The 18,506-nt window shown below is 69.7% G+C and carries 12 protein-coding genes and 1 riboswitch; of the genes, 7 read left to right on the top strand and 5 right to left on the bottom strand.

The features are described 5' to 3' along the window. Nucleotides 1-160: 160 nt before the first annotated feature. On the bottom strand, nt 161-4,471 hold the full coding sequence (locus JOE59_RS03420; protein WP_204458940.1) for a DUF7927 domain-containing protein: 4,311 nt from the start codon (nt 4,469-4,471) through the stop codon (nt 161-163). 327 nt (nt 4,472-4,798) lie between these two features. Then, nucleotides 4,799-6,784 (bottom strand): DUF7927 domain-containing protein, encoded by a 1,986-nt coding sequence (locus tag JOE59_RS03415; RefSeq protein ID WP_204458939.1) that lies wholly within the window; start codon nt 6,782-6,784, stop codon nt 4,799-4,801. A 252-nt stretch (nt 6,785-7,036) separates the two neighbouring features. On the opposite strand from JOE59_RS03415, the gene JOE59_RS03410 reads away from it, so the two are divergent. From JOE59_RS03410 to JOE59_RS03390, 5 genes are read left to right on the top strand one after another with little or no spacing between them, the layout of a single operon-like run. Continuing rightward, nucleotides 7,037-8,296, top strand: a complete 1,260-nt coding sequence (locus JOE59_RS03410; RefSeq protein ID WP_204458938.1) for a YihY/virulence factor BrkB family protein — start codon at nt 7,037-7,039, stop codon at nt 8,294-8,296. A gap of 52 nt (nt 8,297-8,348) precedes the next feature. After that, nucleotides 8,349-9,188, top strand: a complete 840-nt coding sequence (locus JOE59_RS03405; protein WP_204458937.1) for an exodeoxyribonuclease III — start codon at nt 8,349-8,351, stop codon at nt 9,186-9,188. A gap of 39 nt (nt 9,189-9,227) precedes the next feature. Further along, nucleotides 9,228-10,241 carry a tryptophan--tRNA ligase gene (gene trpS / locus JOE59_RS03400; protein ID WP_204458936.1) on the top strand — a complete coding sequence of 338 codons (1,014 nt, stop codon included), beginning with the start codon at nt 9,228-9,230 and terminating at the stop codon, nt 10,239-10,241. A 14-nt stretch (nt 10,242-10,255) separates the two neighbouring features. Further along, on the top strand, nt 10,256-10,819 hold the full coding sequence (locus tag JOE59_RS03395) for a GNAT family N-acetyltransferase (RefSeq protein WP_204458935.1): 564 nt from the start codon (nt 10,256-10,258) through the stop codon (nt 10,817-10,819). Next, nucleotides 10,816-11,568 (top strand): HAD family hydrolase, encoded by a 753-nt coding sequence (locus JOE59_RS03390; RefSeq protein WP_204458934.1) that lies wholly within the window; start codon nt 10,816-10,818, stop codon nt 11,566-11,568. The genes JOE59_RS03395 and JOE59_RS03390 overlap by 4 nt, the downstream gene beginning before the upstream one ends. Nucleotides 11,569-11,745: 177 nt before the next feature. On the opposite strand, the gene glpK is transcribed toward JOE59_RS03390, so the two are convergent. The 3 genes from glpK to JOE59_RS03375 form a co-directional block, all read right to left on the bottom strand. Then, nucleotides 11,746-13,260, bottom strand: coding sequence for a glycerol kinase GlpK (gene glpK / locus JOE59_RS03385; protein WP_204458933.1), 1,515 nt, complete (start codon nt 13,258-13,260; stop codon nt 11,746-11,748). A 48-nt stretch (nt 13,261-13,308) separates the two neighbouring features. Then, nucleotides 13,309-14,037, bottom strand: a complete 729-nt coding sequence (locus JOE59_RS03380) for an MIP/aquaporin family protein (RefSeq protein WP_218890208.1) — start codon at nt 14,035-14,037, stop codon at nt 13,309-13,311. A 261-nt stretch (nt 14,038-14,298) separates the two neighbouring features. Further along, nucleotides 14,299-16,050, bottom strand: coding sequence for a glycerol-3-phosphate dehydrogenase/oxidase (locus JOE59_RS03375; protein WP_204458932.1), 1,752 nt, complete (start codon nt 16,048-16,050; stop codon nt 14,299-14,301). A 121-nt stretch (nt 16,051-16,171) separates the two neighbouring features. Between JOE59_RS03375 and JOE59_RS03370 the strand changes: the two genes are divergently transcribed. Together JOE59_RS03370 and ribD are read left to right on the top strand one after the other, a co-directional pair. Beyond that, a complete protein-coding gene (locus JOE59_RS03370) occupies nt 16,172-17,197 on the top strand; it encodes a sugar-binding transcriptional regulator (protein ID WP_204458931.1) in 1,026 nt (341 codons plus the stop codon). Nucleotides 17,198-17,235: 38 nt separating this feature from the next. Further along, nucleotides 17,236-17,378: riboswitch (FMN riboswitch) on the top strand. Between the two features lie 86 nt (nt 17,379-17,464). Then, the gene (gene ribD, locus JOE59_RS03365) at nt 17,465-18,505 is read left to right on the top strand and encodes a bifunctional diaminohydroxyphosphoribosylaminopyrimidine deaminase/5-amino-6-(5-phosphoribosylamino)uracil reductase RibD (protein WP_239560078.1); all 1,041 of its coding nucleotides are present in this window, start codon (nt 17,465-17,467) and stop codon (nt 18,503-18,505) included. The last annotated feature ends 1 nt before the right edge of the window (nt 18,506 follow it).

Here is an 18,506-nt window from a genome sequence, read left to right as displayed (position 1 = left end):
GGCCGTTCGCGGTCGGCATCGAGGGACCCTCGCGCTGGCACCGGGACAGGGGGTGGAACGGGAACTCCGCAGGCGGGGCCGGCCGCGCTCAACGGCGAGCAGGCACGCGGATGCCGCGGCTCACGTGAGCCGCGACATCCGCGTGCCTGATCTCGCGCGCCTACACTCCCCCGGTGCGGCGCCTCCTGATCACGACGTATGCGACCGCGATGCCGCCCACCAGGAGCATGCCCGCGGCGATCCAGATGAACGGCGCGCCCGCGAAGCCGGTGCTCGCGATGGCACCGCCGGGTTGCGGCACGTGCACGGTGACCGAGGAGTCGTCGCAGAGGATCTGCTCGGCGGGGTCGAGCGGGATCGCTCCGTCGGCCGCCGGGGCGGTCTCGTCGTCGGGCAGGTCGTTCCAGCAGATCTCACCGGTGTTGACGATGCTCGAGGACGTCGACTTCGGATTCAGCGTGACCGACAGCACCACGTCGGGCGCGTCCGGCCTCGTGCCGCCGATCTGACCGTTCAGGATGCAGTGCAGGGTGCCGCCGTAGCCGGCGGAATCCTCGCCCGTCACCTCGCAGTCGTCCCAGCGCGGGAACGCGGGGGCGGGCGGCGTGGTGATCGAGTTCACCTTGAGATCGGCCGGGATCTCGTCGAAGAGCTCCATGGCCTTCGTCGCCCCGAGACCCGGGTTGGTGATCGACAGGGTGTAGTCGAACGTTCCGCCGGGCATCACCGAGGTGACGCTCGAGGTCTTCTCGATCAACGGCCCGGCCTCACGGGTCACCGCACAGGCGGGTGTCGCCTGCGGGTAGACCGCGAGCACCGACTGGCTCGGGTTGACCTCGAACGTGATGGTCATCGGGTGGAGCTGGTCGGCGAACGCGTAGCTCGGAAGCGACGAGTCCTTCACCATGTTCTCCCACGAGTCCACGATCGTGCCCTCGCCGACGACGTCTCCCGGTTCGGCCAGGCGCCATCCGGGCCAGGCGATCGAGATGCCCTCGTCGTTCACCTCGCCGTACGGCCACAGCACGCGGCCGTTGCGCTCCTCCCACGGGATGATCGTCACGACCGGCACCGCGTCGGGGTAGAACACCGGGTCGGGCGTCCACGTGACGGTGATGTCGGAGGGGGTGACGGGACCGGCCGTCATGACGTTGTGGTACAGCCACGGCACATCGTTGATGCACTGCACGTACGCGTTCGCCTGCATCGCCTTCGTCGGCACCGTGGTGTCGTCGCAGTCGTTGCCGGGGTTCAGGTCGCTGGTGGGCAGCGACGGGACGTCGACCACGGCGAGCGCGGCGCTGTCGACCTCGACCGGAGGCTCGGGCACGACGATCTCCACGCACGCCTCGTTCACGACGGGCTCGGCGGGCACGGGCTCCGGCGGCACCTCGGGGTTCTCGGGCAACGGCCCGATCGGCTCTCCGAGGAACCGCACCTGGAACCGGAACACCGTCTCGGATCCGGCGGCGTAGGTGCCGTCGTAGACCGCGGTGAACTCGTTGCCCGTGAACGACGCATCCCAGTTGGGATCAGCCGGGGTGATCTCGATGGCACTGAGCACCTCGAGCGTGTCGGGCAGGGTGTCGGTCACCATGGCGCCGGGAACGTCGGGTCCGTGGTTCGTCACCGTGAGGGTGAACCAGAAGTCCGAGTCCGCCGGGTCGCCATCGGGATCGAAGTTGTCGATCGCCTCGACGCCCTCGCTCAGCTCGTAGTCCTTCACGATGCCGAGGTCGGCCGGGTCGGCGGTGTTCTCGATGCTGCAGGTGACGTCGCCGCCTGCCGGCACGTAGACCTCCGCCTCGGCCTGCAGCTTCTCGAGCTCGGGGCTCTCGTCGTCGCACTCCCACTCGCCGGGCACGTAGGTGCCGTCGTCGATGTAGGGGTTGTCGGAATCGGGGTTCGGCTGCTCGCTCAGGCCGTACCAGCCCTCGGGAACGAGGTAGGTCCTGCCGGGGTCGGACATGCCGGGGTCCTCGACCGTGACGGGCCCCGCCGCCTTCAGCAGCCAATCGCTCGGCACGGCGAGCGGGATGTCGGGATCGACGACCTCGTTGATGTCCTCGATCGCCTCGTTGTCGACGTTCTTGATGAGCGTCAGGCGCCCGGGGGCGTCGCAGGCCTCGTCCTCGCGAACGCCGGTGCCGATCGTGACGATGCCGGTGTTCGAGAACCCGCCGCCCTCTTCGCCGTCGCAGCCGTACTCGGGTGCGCCCTCGTCATCGATCGTCGCGGTGATCCGCACGTACCAGCTGTCGGTGACGCCGACGGCGAGCGGATGGTCCTCGGCGAGCAGGTACTCGCCGTCCGGAGCGAACGGGCCGGTGAGCGGATGTCCCGGGAGGGCACGGTCCTCGCCCGGCTCCCAGTACTCGATCGCCGAGATCGTCATGCCGTCACCGAACTCCGTGGCATCCGACAGGGTGTACTCGGTGTCGACGTCGCCGGTGTTCTCGACGTCGAGCGTGTAGCCGATCGTCCACTCGCCGGTCACGACATCGAGGGTCGTCTCATCGACGTTCTTGTCGATCGTCACGTCGGGCGTGGGGTTCTCGGTGACGCAGTCGTCGACGAGCACCGCTTGCTCGGCGGAGAGCGTGACGCTGTCGGGGCAACGCCCGTTGTCACTCGGGGTGACGACGTTCGCGAGCACCCGATCGAACGCATCGTCATCCACTCGAACGGTGAAGGAGATGCTCGTCTCCTCCCCCGGGGCGAGCGTCGGAATCGACCACGTCAGTTCGTCGCCGGCGATGCTGAGCGGCGGGGCGATGGGCGTCACCATCGCTGCGTCGTCGAGCACGTCGCCGAGGTCGTCGACCAGTGTCGCGCCGGTCACCGGCACGAATCCGTCGTTCTTCGCGTGCAGGGTGTAGGTGACGTCCTGGCCCGGGATGACGGTGCTGCCGTCGGTCGGGGCGACCGTCTTCCAGCCGAGCCAACGCGGCGCGAAGGTGTTCAGCACCCAGCAATGGGTCGTCGCCTCCTTCTCGACGGCGGCGGTGAAGGTTCGGGCGGCCGGGTCGAACGGCACGGCGACCGCGTCGCCCATCTCGGAGGTGGTGCCGCACATCGCTCCGGTCAGGAGGCTCCCGTTGTTGGGCGTCTCCGTGAAGGTGACCTGCCGAGCCGGCGGGTCCGGCACGACCTCGAAGCCCGTCACGGCGAAGGGGTCGGTCTGGCTGCTCGCGTCGGTCGTGTCGCTCGTCGGGGCGACATCCGAGGTCGCCGTCGAGAACTCCCAGCCCACGCCGCCGGGCGTGCCGGGGAAGGCGACGCCGACCTGCTTGTGGATGATCACGTTGCCCGCGCACAGCGCCTTCGCGACGAGCTGCAGGTCTTCGGCGAGGCTCGCGTAGTTGTCGGAGGTCATGTAGTCGGCGGTCGAGATGTTCGAGCCGTCGAACTCGTCAGAACCCGAGATCGCCTGGATCGGGGCGAGGGAGACGTTCGGGCCGACCGCCACCACGAAGACGTGCGATGGGTCCGCCTTGATCGAGTTGGCCTCCAGGATCGCCGGGTTCACCGCATCGGGAGACCCGTCGGGGAATTCACCACCCACGTCGGGGTCGACCGTGTTCGGGTTGCCGTCGGTGATCACGATGGTGAGTTCGACGGGCTGTTCGCTGAACCCTCCGAACGAGCTGTGGCCGACCTCGAGTCCGCGCTTCCAGTTCGTCCAGCCTTCGGAGATCAGGCCGCCGTAGGAGTCCTGGATGTCGCCGAGGTTCGCGGTCGTGAGCGCTGTGGCGCCCAGGAGGAGCGACGCATCCTGGTCGAACGAGGTGACGGAGACTTCGGAACCCGTGTCCTTCAGTGCGTCGGTGAACGCGTCGGCCGCTGCCTTGAGGTCGTCCATCCCGTCTTCGCCGATCGATCCCGACTTGTCGAGCACGAGCGCGAAGTCGAGCCCGCAGCTGTTCGGGAGGTCGGGGTTGGGGGCCGGCGCCGGATCGGCGGCCGCGGCGAAGCTGCGAAGCCCCGCCTGCTGCTCAGCGAGACACGCGTCGCGCGCACTGCGGTCGTCATTGCCGATCGGGATCGCCATGCAGTCGACGGGCGCGGGTGCCGCGGCCTGCTGCTGGGCGGCATCGTCTGCCGGGAGCGGTGGCTCCTCTCCCGGCGGCGCTGCCTCCTCGGCCGGCGGCGCCTCCTCGGCGGGCGGCGCCGGCTCCTCGGCCGGAGGTTCCGGCTCTTCGGCCGGCGGTTCGACCGCTTCAGCCGGCGGCGTCTCCTCTGCAGGCGGCTCCTCCGCCTCCGTCGCCGCGGGCTCGTCCGCCGGCGTCGCAGCCTCGTCGGCTGCCGCCGGCGGTGTCGCGAGCTCGTCGGCGGCGGCGAGCGTCGGGCCGCCGAAGAGGATCAGCGCACCGACCGTGACCGCGGCGAGCAGCGCTCGGATCGGAGAGGACGGCGGCGACGCCGAGTCGTCGGAAGTGGCGGCGGATCGGGTGCGCAGTGTGCGATGCATGGCGAACTCCACGTTCGGGTGCTGGTAGGCCGGCTCGGGCGGATCTCGGGTCAGCGGCACCAGTCTGCTCGCACGCTTCAGCAGAATTCAAGGATTTCTCAGCTATACGTGTCCCCCAAAACGTGGGGTACGCCAGTCAACCTCTTCGAGGGCGATCACCCCGTCGATGCCACGTATTCAGCGGCGAACAGCCCCATGCGGCGGCATCCGAAGACCCGCCCGCCCACGGCCGCTGCTCCGGCCGTGTACCCCGAACACAGCGGATGCCGCGGCTCTCGCGAGCCGCGGCATCCGCTGTGTTCGATCTCGGCGAGGCCGACGACGACCTCAGGCCAGGAGTCGACGCCGAGCGCCGAATCCGAGCGCCGCGCCACCGGCCAGCAGGAGCAGCGCACCTGCTGGCAGCATGGCGAGGGCGTCACTGCCCGACTCGGCGAGCGCGGTCGGGTTCTCGCCCGCCGGAGTGCTGCCGGGCGGGTTCTGCGGCGGTGCCGCGTTGCAGTTCGGCGTCGGCGGCGGGTAGACCGCGATCGCGTCGTTCGACGGGTTGATGCGGATCTCGACCACGGCCTCGCTGCGGAGGTCGTAGAACGGCGCGCTCGGGTCGAGCACCCAGGTGCCGTCGGCCTGCTGGGTCCATCCGGGCCATGCGGTCGGGTTGCCCTCGGCGTCGACCTCGGCGCCGGGCCAGAGCTGCTGACCCGAGATGGTGTCACCGCTCACCCACCCTGCCGGGTACGGGATCGCGTCGACCTGGGAGGCGCCGTCCGCCAGGAGGGCGGCGACGTCGTCGGCCGCGATCGACGGGTCACGGTCGGCGAATGCCGCCGGGGTCCACCAGATCAGCGAGATCGGGTTGTCACCGGTGTCCTCGATGCCGTACGGGGTGATCGCGTACATGAACCACGGGGTGTCGTTCACGCACTGCGCCATGCCGTCCAGGCCGATCGACTTCACGGGATGGTCGACGACGCACGAGCCGTTGTCGTCCTCGGACGTCGGGCACTCGCCGCCCTCGGACGGCTCGACCACGTTGTGCAGCAGCTCGCCGACGACGTCCTCACCGACCTGCACGGTGTACCAGGTCTGGGCGGACTCGCCGGGTTCGAGCGTCGGCACGGACCAGGTGAGCGTGTTGCCGTCCTGGACGAGACCCGGACCGAGCTCGAGGAGGGTCGCGTTGTCGAGCACGTCGGTGATGTCGTCGAACGCCTGCGCGCCTTCGACCGTCACCTCGGAGGTGTTCTCCGCGTCGAGGTAGTACGTGATCGTGTCGCCGGCCTCGACCGTCTCACCGTCGGCCGGATCGGAGCTCTTCATGAGCTCCCAACCGGGCTCCGGCGGGGTCGGGCAGGTGCCCAGCTCGACGGTGGCGGTGCGGTCCGTCGACGGGTCGGCGCCGACGCGATGGAGCACCACGTCGTACGTACCCGGCGGCAGGGGTTCGAAGTCGCCGTCGAACGTACCGGTGGCAGCCTCGAAGCTGAGCTCGGCGACGACCTCGTCAGTGCCGGCCACGTAGACCGTCAACTCGTAGTCGAAGCTGATCACGACGTCGGAGGCCGTGACGTGGAGAATTCGTGTCGCAGCGCCCTCCGGCGGGCACGGCACCACCGAGAGCTGCATCGACGGCTGCGGGATCTCGCAGTCGTTCTCGAAGATCGGCAGCAGTTCGAGGTTCAGCCCCGGGAAGTGATGCTCCACTCCCTCTGCATCGAAGTAGTCGAACTCCGGGATGATGTCGCCGAAGTCCTGGTGCTCGGAGTGCGCGTGCGACGGGTCGGTCGGATCGTCGGGATCGCCGTTCGGATCGATGATCGAGCGGACGCTCGGGCTGATCGCGACATACGGGTTCGTCTCGCTTGCGGTCGCGTGGCAGATGTCGACGTGATCGTTCCACTCGGGAATCGTCGTCACCGGAGGCCCACCGTCACCGGCCGCCATGACGCGGGCTTCCGCCGGCGCCTCGGCGGGCACCTCTGCGACGGTCTCGCTCGATGCCTCCGGCGCGGCAGCGCTCTCGGGCGCCGCAGGTTCGGCCGGCGGGGCGGGCTCGGGTTCGGCGGCCGGCGCGGGCTCGGGCTCCACGACCGGCTCGGGTTCGGCAGCGGGAGCCTCGACCGGCTCAGCTGCGGGCGCCGGCTCGGCTTCGGGGGCGGACGCCTCGGCGACGGCCGCATCCGCGGGCGGGACCGCGTCGTCGGCCACCGCCATCGAGGGCACACCGAGCAACACCAGCCCCCCGATGACGATCGACGAGAGGATGAGCCGAGCACCCCCCGGCCATCCGGGCGGCGGCTCTGTGGCACGCATCGATCGACGGCTGGCGCGAGTGGTCTCGCGCGCGGGAGCACGGTTCGAGTACATGGCGGACTCCAGACTTCACTGATGAAGCGCTGTCTCGGGTATGGGTCAGCTGCTCCAGTCTCCGCGCACCACTCAGCAAATTCAAGGATTCCTCATGAAATGTCCCCCGAAGGCGGGGGACAGCCGACCCCGCGCGTCACCGGCGATCGCAGGCCCGAAGCGGCACTCCGGATCGCCCGCCGTCGCTAGGGTTGGAGCGTGAGCGAGCGCGGGTCGGGTACCCCACATCAGGAGGAGACGTTCGACGAACGCGCCGGTCGGGACCCGCTCGGCCTCGACGATCACTCCCCCTCGGCGAGGGAGCGCTTCGACGCGTTGAGCCAGCCGATCCGGAACCGCTTCGAGCAACCGATCAGCAAGGTCAGCACCCTCACGCAGCAGACACTCGCCCTCTTCCCGGTGCGCGTCTGGCGGCACTTCCTCGACCGCAACGGCTTCATCCTCTCCTCCGGCATGAGCTACCAGGCGCTCTTCGCGATCTTCGCCGCGGTCTACGTGGCCTTCGCGGTCTTCGGCATCTGGCTCACGAGCAACGACGCGACCCTCAACGCCTTCGTCGCCCTCCTCAACACCTACGCGCCGGGCCTCATCGGCGACGAAGGCGTCATCCCGACCGAGGAGCTCGAGCAGATCGCGGCGTCCAGCACGAGCCTCTTCGGCTGGACCGGCGCCGTGGCGCTGGCGGGATTCATCTGGACGGCGATCGGATGGATCACCTACTCGCGCATGGCGGTGCGCAGCATCTTCGGCCTGCCGAAGGACCGCCGCGCCTACGTCTTCCTCAAGGCGCGCGACTTCCTCGCCGGGTTCGGCTTCGGCGCGATCCTCCTGCTCGCGACCGTGCTCTCCGTCGCGACCACATCCTTCCTGGGCTGGTTGGTGCAACTGCTCGGGCTCTCGGACGACTCGGGCTGGTACGGGTTCCTCGTGCAGGGCGGGTCGTTGCTCGTCGTCTTCGTCATCGACACCCTCGCCCTCGCCGTGATGTTCCGGTTCCTGTCGGGAGCCGCGATGCCGTGGCACCGCATGTGGGTCGGCTCCCTGCTCGGCTCCGCCGCGATCTCGGTGCTGCAGGTGATCGGCGGCGCCCTGCTCTCGCGTTCCAGCACGAACCCGCTGCTCGCGACCTTCACCGTGTTCATCGGTCTGCTGCTGTGGTTCCGGCTCACGAGCATCGTCATCCTCGTCGCCGCGAGCTGGATCGCCGTCGAGGCATCCGACGCCCATGAGACGCTCCGCATGGTGACCCCCGAGCAGCTCGCCGCCGAAGCGCGCGACCGGGAGCAGCGCGCGCTCGTGACGGCCGCGCAGGTTCGTGTGCGCGAGGCGAGGCACGAGCTCGACACCGCGAACTGGTTCGGGCGGATCCCGGCCAAGCGGCGCCTCGCCAAGGCCGAACTGGAACTCACCGACCTCGAGGCCGCGGCGCCGCCGACCGCGCGGCGAGGCCACGTCTGAGGTCGATGCAGGGCGGCGTAGCGACGTCCGAGGGCTCCCGTAGGATCGATCCATGCCCTCTGCGAAGCCCCTCCGTCTGGCCAGCGTCAACGTCAACGGAGTGCGCGCGGCATTCCGCAAGGGCATGGGTGAGTGGCTCGCGGCGCGCGACGTCGACATCCTCGCCATGCAAGAGGTGCGCGCCTCCACCGAAGACCTGCAGGGCCTCCTCGGCGACGAGTGGGACATCCTGCACGACCCCGCCACCGCCAAGGGGCGCGCGGGGGTCGCGATCGCGAGCCGCAACCGCGCGAGCATCCACCGCGTCGAGCTCGGCGCGGCCGACTTCGACAGCGCCGGCCGCTGGCTCGAGGCCGACTACGAGGTCGGCGACCGCATCGTCACCGTCGTCTCGGCGTACGTGCACTCCGGCGTGGTCGACACCCCGAAGCAGGTCGAGAAGTACAAGTTCCTCGACGCGATGGTCGAGCGGATGCCGCGGCTCGCGGCCCACTCCGAGCTCGCCGTGATCGTGGGCGACCTGAACGTCGGCCACCGCACGCTCGACATCAAGAACTGGAAGGGCAACGTGAAGCGCGCCGGCTTCCTGCCCGAAGAGCGCGCGTACTTCGACCGTTTCGTCGGCGCAGAGGGCGACGACGACTACAACGCGGGCGCCGGGCTCGGCTGGATCGACCTCGGCCGCCGCTTCGCCGGCGAGGTCGACGGTCCCTACACGTGGTGGTCGCAGCGCGGCAAGGCGTTCGACACCGACACCGGATGGCGCATCGACTACCAGCTCGCGACTCCCGCTCTGGCCGACGCTGCGGTCGCCTACGTCATCGATCGCGCCGACTCCTGGGACACGCGATGGTCCGACCACGCTCCCGTGGTCGTCGACTACGCCATCTGACCCGCCGCTCTGCGGCCGCACACTTCGAAGGAATCCCCCATGACGCAGAAGCCCCGCCTCTACTCGGGCATGCAGCCCTCCGCAGACTCGCTCCACGCCGGCAACTACATCGGCGCGCTCCTGCAGTGGAAGGAGCTGCAGTCGACGCACGACGCGTTCTTCTCGGTCGTCGACATGCACGCCATCACCGTGGCGCAAGACCCCGCCGAGCTCCGCGAGAAGACCCGCCGCACGGCAGCGCAGTACATCGCGGCGGGCATCGACCCCTCGAGTTCGACGCTCTACGTGCAGTCGCACGTGCCGGCGCACGCCGAACTCGCGTGGGTGCTCAACACCATCACCGGCTTCGGCGAGGCCGGGCGCATGACGCAGTTCAAGGACAAGTCGCAGAAGCAGGGCGCAGACGCCACGAGCGTCGGCCTCTTCGCCTACCCCGTGCTCATGGCCGCCGACATCCTGCTCTACCAGACCGAGATCGTGCCGGTCGGCGACGACCAGAAGCAGCACGTCGAACTCACGCGCGATCTCGCCACGAGGTTCAACGCGCGATTCGGAGCCGACACCTTCGTGCTGCCCGAGCCCGCCATCCAGCGGGAAACCGCCCGCATCTACGACCTGCAGAACCCGACGTCGAAGATGTCGAAGTCGGGCGACACCGCGGCGGGCATCCTGTGGCTCCTCGACGAGCCCTCGGTCACCGCGAAGAAGATCATGCGCGCGGTGACCGACACCGACGGCGAGGTGCGCTTCGACCGAGAGCACAAGCCCGGAGTCTCGAACCTGCTCACCATCTTCTCCGTGCTGTCGGGCCGCACCATCGCCGACATCGAGCAGGAATTCGCGGGCCGCGGCTACGGAGACTTCAAGAAGGCGCTCGCCGAGGTCGTCGTGAGCGTCTTCGAGCCGATCCGTGCACGAACGCTCGAACTGCTCGACGACCCCGCCGAGCTCGACCGCCTGCTCGCCATCAACGCCGACCGGGCGAGCTCGGTCGCCGAGGCCACCCTCGCGACGGTCTACGACCGCATCGGCTTCCTCCGGCGCGCGCGCTGACCATGCAGCCCGTCGTGCTCCGCACCGAACGGCTCGTGCTCGACCTGCCCGTCGAAGCCGATACCGAACTCGTGGCGCACTACTGCGCCGACCCGTTGTTCCTCAAGTACCTCACGACGCCCTGGCCCTACACCGTCGACCACGCGCGCGCATTCCTCACGGAGTATGTGCCGGTCGCGTGGCGCTCCGGTGACGAGCTGACCTGGGCGATCCGGCGCGCCGGCGGCGCACCGCTGCTCGGCGTCGTCGGACTCCGTCGGGGCAACGAGATCGGGTTCTGGCTCGGTGCGGAGCATCGAGGCGAGGCGCTCATGGCCGAAGCCGTGAGCGCGGTGTGCGACTGGACGCTCGGCGGCGGCATCCCCGATGCCGAGTCCGTGCTCTGGCGTGCGAACGAAGGCAATCGGGCGTCCGCCCATGTCGCGCGTGCCGCGGGCTTCCGGCGCACCACTCCGCGCATCGCCACCGTTCCGGGCCGCGACGGGCGCACCCTCCCGGCGTGGCATGCCGAACGCCGGGCGGAGGTCGAATCCACTGCGTACGCGAGCTGGGAGCCGATCCTCGGGGGTACCGCATGAGCACTTCCGCTCGCGCCGGTTCGCCCGCTCCCGTCGTCCTGTTCGACCTCGACGACACCCTCATGGCGCACCGCGCGGCAGTGCGTGCCGGCATCGCCCTGCACATGCGCGAGTTGGCATACGAGGGCGATCAGACTGCGGCGTCGAGTCTCTGGCACGACCTCGAAGAGCGGCACTACCACTCGTATCTCGCGGGCCTGCTGACCTTCGAGGGCCAGCGCAGGGCACGCGCCCGCGACTTCGCCATCGCGCACGGCGACGAGCTCGACGAGCTCGCGGCCGGCGCCTGGTTCGACCGCTACTTCGAGCGCTACCGGGCGTCGTGGTCGCTGCACGACGACGCACTGCCTGCGCTCGACGCACTCGCGCGGGTGCTGCCGGATGCGCGGTTCGGCATCATCACCAACGGCGAACTCGACTTCCAGCTCGCCAAGCTCGAGCGACTCGGCATCCGCGATCGCTTCGAGCACGTCATCGCGTCGGGCGACGTCGGTGTGACGAAGCCCGATTCCGAGATCTTCCGCATCGCCCTCGAGCGCTTCGCCGTCGATGCCCCGGTGCGCGCAGCCGCCTACATCGGCGACCGCTTCGAGACCGACGCGGTCGGTGCGGTAGACGCCGGTCTCATCGGCGTGTGGCTGAACCGCAGCGGCGATGTGCAGACGACGGGCGCCGCAGCATCCGCTGTGCTCGAGATCTCCTCGCTCGCCGAACTGCCGGCGCTGCTCGCACCGCGCCTCGCCGACTGACGGGATTCCGAGCGGACTCGCTCGGCAGCGGTACCGGCGGACGAGACGGCAGAAGGCCGGGCGCACCCCCATGCGCCCGGCCCTGCCCTTCAACCGTACCTTCGGCCCGGCCGATCACCCCGTCATCACGTCGCCGTGTGTCTGCTCGCCCCCAGCGTGCAGACGCACGGCCGACGATCAGACGACGTCTTCGTCGACCCAGTCGAGGGTCTTGGAGACGGCCTTCTTCCAGTTGCGGTCGAGGCGCGCGCGCTCGGCCTCGTCCATCGACGGGGTCCAGCGCTTGTCCTCCTGCCAGTTGGCACGAAGTTCGTCGAGGCTCGACCAGAAGCCGACCGCGAGACCTGCGGCGTACGCGGCGCCGAGCGCCGTCGTCTCTGCGACGACCGGGCGCACGACGGGCACGCCGAGGATGTCGGCCTGGAACTGCAGCAGCGTGTCGTTGGCAGTCGCCCCGCCGTCGACGCGGAGCTCGGTGAGGTCCACGCCGGCGTCGGCGTTCACGGCCTCGATGACGTCGCGCGTCTGGAACGCGATGGCCTCGAGCGCGGCACGGGCGATGTGGCCCTTGTTCACGTAGCGGGTGAGGCCGACGAGCGCGCCGCGCGCGTCGGGGCGCCAGTACGGCGCGAACAGGCCGGAGAAGGCGGGCACGAAGTACGCGCCGCCGTTGTCCTCCACCGACTTCGCGAGCTCTTCGACCTCGGCCGCCGAGGAGATGAGGCCGACGTTGTCGCGGAGCCACTGGATGAGCGAACCCGTGACCGCGATCGAACCCTCGAGGGCGTAGTGCACCGGCTGGTCGCCGAGCTTGAAGCCGACGGTGGTGAGCAGTCCGTTCTTCGAGTGGACGATCTCCTCACCCGTGTTGAAGATCAGGAAGTTGCCCGTGCCGTAGGTGTTCTTCGCCTCGCCGGTCTCGAACGCGGCCTGGCCGAAGGTCGCGGCCTGCTGGTCGCCGAGGATGCCCGAGATGGGGGTCTCCCGCAGCAGCGAGTGCTCGTTCGCGATGCCGTATACCTCGGAGGACGACTTGATCTCGGGCAGCATCGACTTCGGCACGCCGAACGCGGCGAGGATGTCGTCGTCCCAGGCGAGGGTCTCGAGGTCCATGAACATCGTGCGCGAGGCGTTCGTGACGTCGGTCGCGTGCACACCGCCGTCGACGCCGCCCGTGAGGTTCCACAGCACCCAGGTGTCGGTCGTGCCGAACAGCAGGTCGCCCGCCTCGGCCTTCTCACGTGCGCCGGGCACGTTCTCGAGGATCCAGACGATCTTCGTGCCCGAGAAGTACGTCGCCAGCGGCAGGCCGACCTGCTGCTTGAACCGCTCCACGCCGCCGTCGGCCGCGAGCCGATCCACGATCGGCTGGGTGCGCGTGTCCTGCCAGACGATCGCGTTGTAGACCGGCATGCCGGTGGTCTTGTCCCACACGACGGCGGTCTCGCGCTGGTTGGTGATGCCCACGGCGGCGATGTCGTGCCGGGTGAGCTTCGCCTTGCCGAGGGCCTGTCCGATCACCTCGCCCGTGTTGTGCCAGATCTCGGTGGGGTCGTGCTCGACCCAGCCCGCCTTGGGGAAGATCTGCTCGTGCTCGAGCTGCCCGGTCGAGACGATCGATCCGGCCTTGTCGAAGATGATCGCGCGCGACGAGGTCGTGCCCTGGTCGATCGCGAGGATGTAGTCGGCCATCTGAGAACTCCGTTGCTGTCAGTGAAACGAATGGATGAGGTGAGCGGGTCAGCCGAGCAGCGGAAGCAGCGGGATCGCCGCCAGGCCTGCTGCGACGCCGCCGAGGAGCGGGCCCACGACGGGCACCCACGAGTAGGACCAGTCGCTGCCGCCCTTGCCCTTGATGGGGAGGAGGGCGTGTGCGATGCGCGGGCCGAGGTCACGGGCGGGGTTGATCGCGTAGCCGGTCGGGCCGCCGAGCGAGGCGCCGATGCCGATCACGAGGAGCGCCACGGGCAGCGCACCGAGTGCTGCCATGCCACCGTCGCCCTGGCGACCGCCGCCGAAGCCGATGACCACGAAGACCAGCACGAAGGTGCCGATGAACTCGGTGACGAGGTTCCAGCCGTAGGAGCGGATCGCGGGGCCCGTCGAGAAGACGCCGAGCTTGGCGCCGGCGTCGGGCTCGGCGTCGAAGTGCTGCTTGTAGGCGAGCCAGCAGACGATCGCACCGAGGAAGGCACCGATCAGCTGCGCGGCGATGTAGGTGAGCACCGAGACGATGCCGACCGGCACGAGGGTGCCGAATGCCGCGTTGCCGAACTCGGTCGCACCGTTGGCGACGAGGCCCACGGTGACGGCGGGGTTCAGCTGCGCGCCCGAGGCGTACGACACGATGACACCGGCGAAGACCGCGAGGCCCCAGCCGAAGTTGATCATGAGGGTGCCGCCGCCGAAGCCCTTGGTCTTCGCCAGGATGACGTTCGCGACGACGCCGCAGCCGAGGAGCACGAGCATCGCCGTGCCGACGAGTTCGGACAGGAACACGATTCCGAGATTGTCCACATTGACCTTCTTTCTTGAGGTGTGGTGCCGGCCGCCTGGACGACCGTCGACCGGGAGGCTCCGTCGAAGGTATCGGGCGTTTCAGCCCGAATCATGCGGATTCCGGTGCACATCCGTGCAGATTGCGCGCGGCGTCCTGTGCGGGTTGAGCCTGTCGAAACCTCCGAATCGACAGCGACGAACTGGGTTTCGACGGGCTCAACCCGCAGCAGGTCAGACGAGGGTGGCGGATGCCTCCAGCTCGACGCCGTGACGCTCGGCGAGCAGCTCCCTCGTGGTCGCCATCTCGACGGCGCGACGCTCGAAGTCCCAGCCCAGCTCGGCGCCGACGACCTCGGCGAGTTCGTCGAGGAGCGGGGCGGTGAGCGCACCCGTGAAGGCGATGCTGGTGCGGCGGAGCACCACGTCGGAGAGGTGCACGACCCGCTCGGTGCGGGCGAGCCAGGCGATCTCGCGCCGGCTGTAGCCCGTGTGGTGGGCGAGCGGTTCGTCGCGTTCGCCCTCGGTCGAGGCGATGAAGGCCTCGGCGCGGGTGCCGTAGCGCTCGAGCAGCTCCTCGGCGCGGAGACGCCCGATCTCGTCGCCGTGGGTGACGGTCCAGACGCGTCGCGCGTCGTCGGTGGCCGGGTAGCCGGCGCCGCCGCCGATCGCGAGGCCTGCCGTCGACCGGGTGCGTTCGCGGCCGAGGAGTGCCAGCACCTCGTCGGAGAGGTGCTCGGCGAGGGCGCGGAACGTGGTCCACTTGCCGCCGACGAGGCTCAGGAGCGTCGTGCCCGGGCGCTCCGGGACATCCGCTCGCTCGATGCGGTAGTCGCGGGAGACGAAGCCCGGTGCCTCGTCGTCGTGCCGGGGCAGCGGGCGCACGCCAGAGAAGCGGTAGACGATCTGCGAGCGGTCGACGGGGACCGTTGGGAAAACGTGCGCGATGAGTTCGAAGAAGTAGTCGACCTCGGCCTCGGTGCAGACGGCGGGCTCGCGCATGTCGTGCTCGAGGTCGGTCGTGCCGACCATGACCTTGCCCTTCAGCGGGTAGATCAGCACGATGCGGCCGTCTTCGTGCTCGAAGAAGATCTCGCGGCCGCCGGTCGCGGCGAGGAGGTCGTCGTTGTCGAGCACGATGTGCGAGCCTTTGGTGCCGCCCATGAATGCGGTGGGGCGACCGAGCCCTTCGTTCGTGAGGTCGGTCCACGGTCCGGAGGTGTTCACGACGACGTCGGCGGCGACGTCGAACTCCGCGCCCGTGAGGGTGTCGCGCAGGCGCACACCCTCTGCGCCCATGCCGACGGCCTCGAGGTAGTTCGCGGCGCGGGCGTGCTCACCGGCGGCGAGTCCGTCGAAGAGCACGTCGAGCGCGAGCCGCTCGGGGTCGTGCATGCTCGCGTCGTAGTAGGTGGCCGTGTACTTGATGCCGGGGTTCAGTGCGGGCAGCTCGGCGAGCGAGCGCTTGCGGCCGTGGAAGCGGTGCCGCGGCACCGAACCGCCGTCGCGCGAGAACGCGTCGTAGATCGTGAGGCCGGTCTTGATGAGCGCCGCGCCGCGCTCGGTGGGCTTGCCCGACTTGTGGGTGAGGAAGCGCATGGGCGCCGAGAGGATGCCCGAGAAGGTCGAGAAGATCGGCACCGTCGTCTCGAGCGGCTTCACGTAGTGGGGGGCGATGCGGATGAGTGCGTTGCGCTCGGTCACCGACTCCTTCACGAGCCGGAACTCGCCGTTCTCGAGGTAGCGGATGCCGCCGTGGATCATGTGCGACGAGGCGGCGGATGCCCCGGAGACGAAGTCGCCCCGCTCGACGAGCATGACGTCGACACCCTGCAGGGCGAGGTCGCGGAACGTCGCGATGCCGTTGATGCCGGCGCCGATGACGAGCACGGAGGCCTGCGGCCGGGTTCGGATGGCCGCGACATCCGCTCGCTCGCCACCGGAACCGGGGCGGGGCGTGGTGGGGATCGTCTGCTGCGGAGACATCGCTGTCCTCTCGGGTGTGGAACGGCGGCTTGCATGAGCATGCCTGGTGTGGATGAATACATCGTGAACACGGCGGAACGAACTTGCAAGCCGAGTGAACAAACGTGCAAGGATGGCCAGGATGAATGACCAGTCGACTCTTCCCGTCGAGGACGGCACCGAGGCGGTGCCCGGCAAGACGCGCGACGCACTGCGCGCGGCCCACCTCTACTACATGCAGGACCTCACGATGGATGCCATCGCGCACGAGCTGCACACCTCGCGATCCTCGGTCTCGCGCCTGTTGAGCCACGCCAGGGCCAGTGGCCTCGTCGAGATCTCGATCCACTCCCCGCTCGACCTGCCGAGCCGCATCGAGCAGGAGATCCTCGAGCGCTTCGCGGTCGGCGCGCACGTGATTCCGGTGCCCGATCACGCGAGCGACGTCGACCGACTCGACCGCGTCGCCCTCTCGGCTGCACGAATTCTCGGTCGATTCGTCGATTCGAACCAGACGATCGGCATCGCGTGGGGTTCGACGATGAGCGCGATGAGCCGGCACCTCGTGCCCAAGGCCACCCACAACACCGAGGTCGTGCAGCTGAACGGCGCCGGCAACGGCCGCACGACCGGCATCGTCTACGCGAGCGAGCTGCTGCGCCGCTTCGGCGACGCGTTCGGCGCCCGGGTGCAGCAGTTCCCCGTGCCCGCCTTCTTCGACGACCCCGAGACCCGACGCGCCTTCTGGCGCGAGCGCAGCACCCGCCGCCTCCTCGACCTGCAGGAGCGCATGGACGTCGCGCTCTTCGGCGTCGGCTCCCCCTTCGCCGAGGTTCCGAGCCACGTCTACCAGGGCGGCTACCTCGAGCGGGCCGACTACGAGGGCCTCTCCCGCGAGGGCGCCGTCGGCGACGTCGCCACGGTGTTCTACCGTGCCGACGGCTCGACCGACGGCATCTCGCTGAACGAGCGCGCCACCGGCCCCGACTTCTCGGTGCTGCGACGCGCACCCCGCCGCATCTGCGTCGTCTCGGGCCGCGCGAAGCTCGCGAGCCTGCGCGGCGCCCTCGCCGCCGGACTCATCACCGACCTCATCGTCGACGAGGGCACGGCGCGAGCACTCGTCGAGTCTCCGAGCGACCGCGAGTCGTCCGAAGACCGGGAATAGCGGCGCGCCGCAGGCGTTGACCTAGAATCGAACACAGAAACGTGCTCCGGGGTCGGTGTAAGTCCGAACCGGCGGTGACAGTCCGCGAACTGCGAGCGCGAGGCCGAGAGGCCCCGCACCCGTGGTCGAACCGGTGGAATTCCGGTACCGACGGTGAAAGTCCGGATGGGAGGGGCACGTGTCGGCAGCGCTTTCGCGCCGCCGACGAAGGTCGTCGACGAGCGTCGGCGCCGCCCAGCACCCCGGAGCCCTGAGACAGGATCGCGGATGAGTGCGGACGAGCAGCAGGCAGCGGATGCCGCGGCGATGCGCCGCGCGCTCGAGCTCGCCGTTCGCGGCCCGGCGCGGGGCGTGAACCCGCGCGTCGGCTGCGTCATCCTCTCCCCCGCAGGCGAAGTCCTCGCCGAGGGCTGGCACCGCGGCGCCGGCACCGCCCACGCCGAGGTCGACGCGCTCGCGAAGCTCGAACCCGGCGCCGCTCGCGGCGCGACCGCGGTCGTGACCCTCGAGCCGTGCAACCACACCGGGCGCACCGGCCCGTGCGCCGTCGCGCTCATCGATGCCGGCATCGGCCGCGTCGTGTACGCCGTCGCAGACCCTGGCGACCACTCGTCGGGCGGTGCCGACCGGCTGCGCGACGCCGGCGTCGAGGTCACGCCCGGCGTGCTCGCCGACGAGGTCGAGGCGATGCTCGACGACTGGCTCTTCGCCGCCCGCAACCGCCGGCCGCACGTCACCGTGAAGTGGGCGTCGACCCTCGATGGCAGGGCCGCAGCGGCCGACGGCACGAGCCAGTGGATCACCGGGGCCGAAGCCCGCGACGACGTGCATCGACGCCGCTCGGCCGCCGATGCGATCGCCGTCGGCACCGGCACCGTCTTCGCCGACGACCCGTCGCTCACCGCGCGCACGCCGGGCGGCGAGTTCTTCGACGCCCAGCCCGTGCCCGTGGTCTTCGGTCGGCGCGCCGTGCCGTCGGATGCCGCGATCACCCGCCACCCGCACGCACCCCTGTTCTTCGAGGGCGCCGATCTGCACGCCGACCTCGCCGAGCTCGCGCGCCGCGGCATCCGCTCGCTGTTCATCGAAGGCGGCCCGACGCTCGCGAGCGCGTTCATCGCTGCCGGACTCGTCGACGAGCTGCTCGTCTACCTCGCGCCCGCGCTGCTCGGCGGCCCGCGCCTCGCCCTCGGCGAGCTCGGCGTTCCGACGATCGACGCGGCGTTCCGCTTCGACTTCGCCGTCATCGAACGGCTCGGCGACGACGTGCTGCTCGTCGCCAGACCCAAGCCCACGGAAGGGAACTGAC

The organism is Agromyces cerinus, assembly GCF_016907835.1.
GTDB classification, from domain to species: domain Bacteria; phylum Actinomycetota; class Actinomycetes; order Actinomycetales; family Microbacteriaceae; genus Agromyces; species Agromyces nitratus.
This window is presented reverse-complemented; position numbering and strand designations above follow the sequence as displayed.

Coding starts and splice junctions, on each gene's coding strand:
- JOE59_RS03420 (WP_204458940.1), bottom strand. CDS start 4,471: ATGCATCGCACACTGCGCACCCGATCCGCCGCCACTTCCGACGACTCG.
- JOE59_RS03415 (WP_204458939.1), bottom strand. CDS start 6,784: ATGCGTGCCACAGAGCCGCCGCCCGGATGGCCGGGGGGTGCTCGGCTC.
- JOE59_RS03405 (WP_204458937.1), top strand. CDS start 8,349: ATGCCCTCTGCGAAGCCCCTCCGTCTGGCCAGCGTCAACGTCAACGGA.
- trpS (WP_204458936.1), top strand. CDS start 9,228: ATGACGCAGAAGCCCCGCCTCTACTCGGGCATGCAGCCCTCCGCAGAC.
- JOE59_RS03390 (WP_204458934.1), top strand. CDS start 10,816: ATGAGCACTTCCGCTCGCGCCGGTTCGCCCGCTCCCGTCGTCCTGTTC.
- glpK (WP_204458933.1), bottom strand. CDS start 13,260: ATGGCCGACTACATCCTCGCGATCGACCAGGGCACGACCTCGTCGCGC.
- JOE59_RS03380 (WP_218890208.1), bottom strand. CDS start 14,037: ATGCTCGTGCTCCTCGGCTGCGGCGTCGTCGCGAACGTCATCCTGGCG.
- JOE59_RS03375 (WP_204458932.1), bottom strand. CDS start 16,050: ATGTCTCCGCAGCAGACGATCCCCACCACGCCCCGCCCCGGTTCCGGT.
- JOE59_RS03370 (WP_204458931.1), top strand. CDS start 16,172: ATGAATGACCAGTCGACTCTTCCCGTCGAGGACGGCACCGAGGCGGTG.
- ribD (WP_239560078.1), top strand. CDS start 17,465: ATGAGTGCGGACGAGCAGCAGGCAGCGGATGCCGCGGCGATGCGCCGC.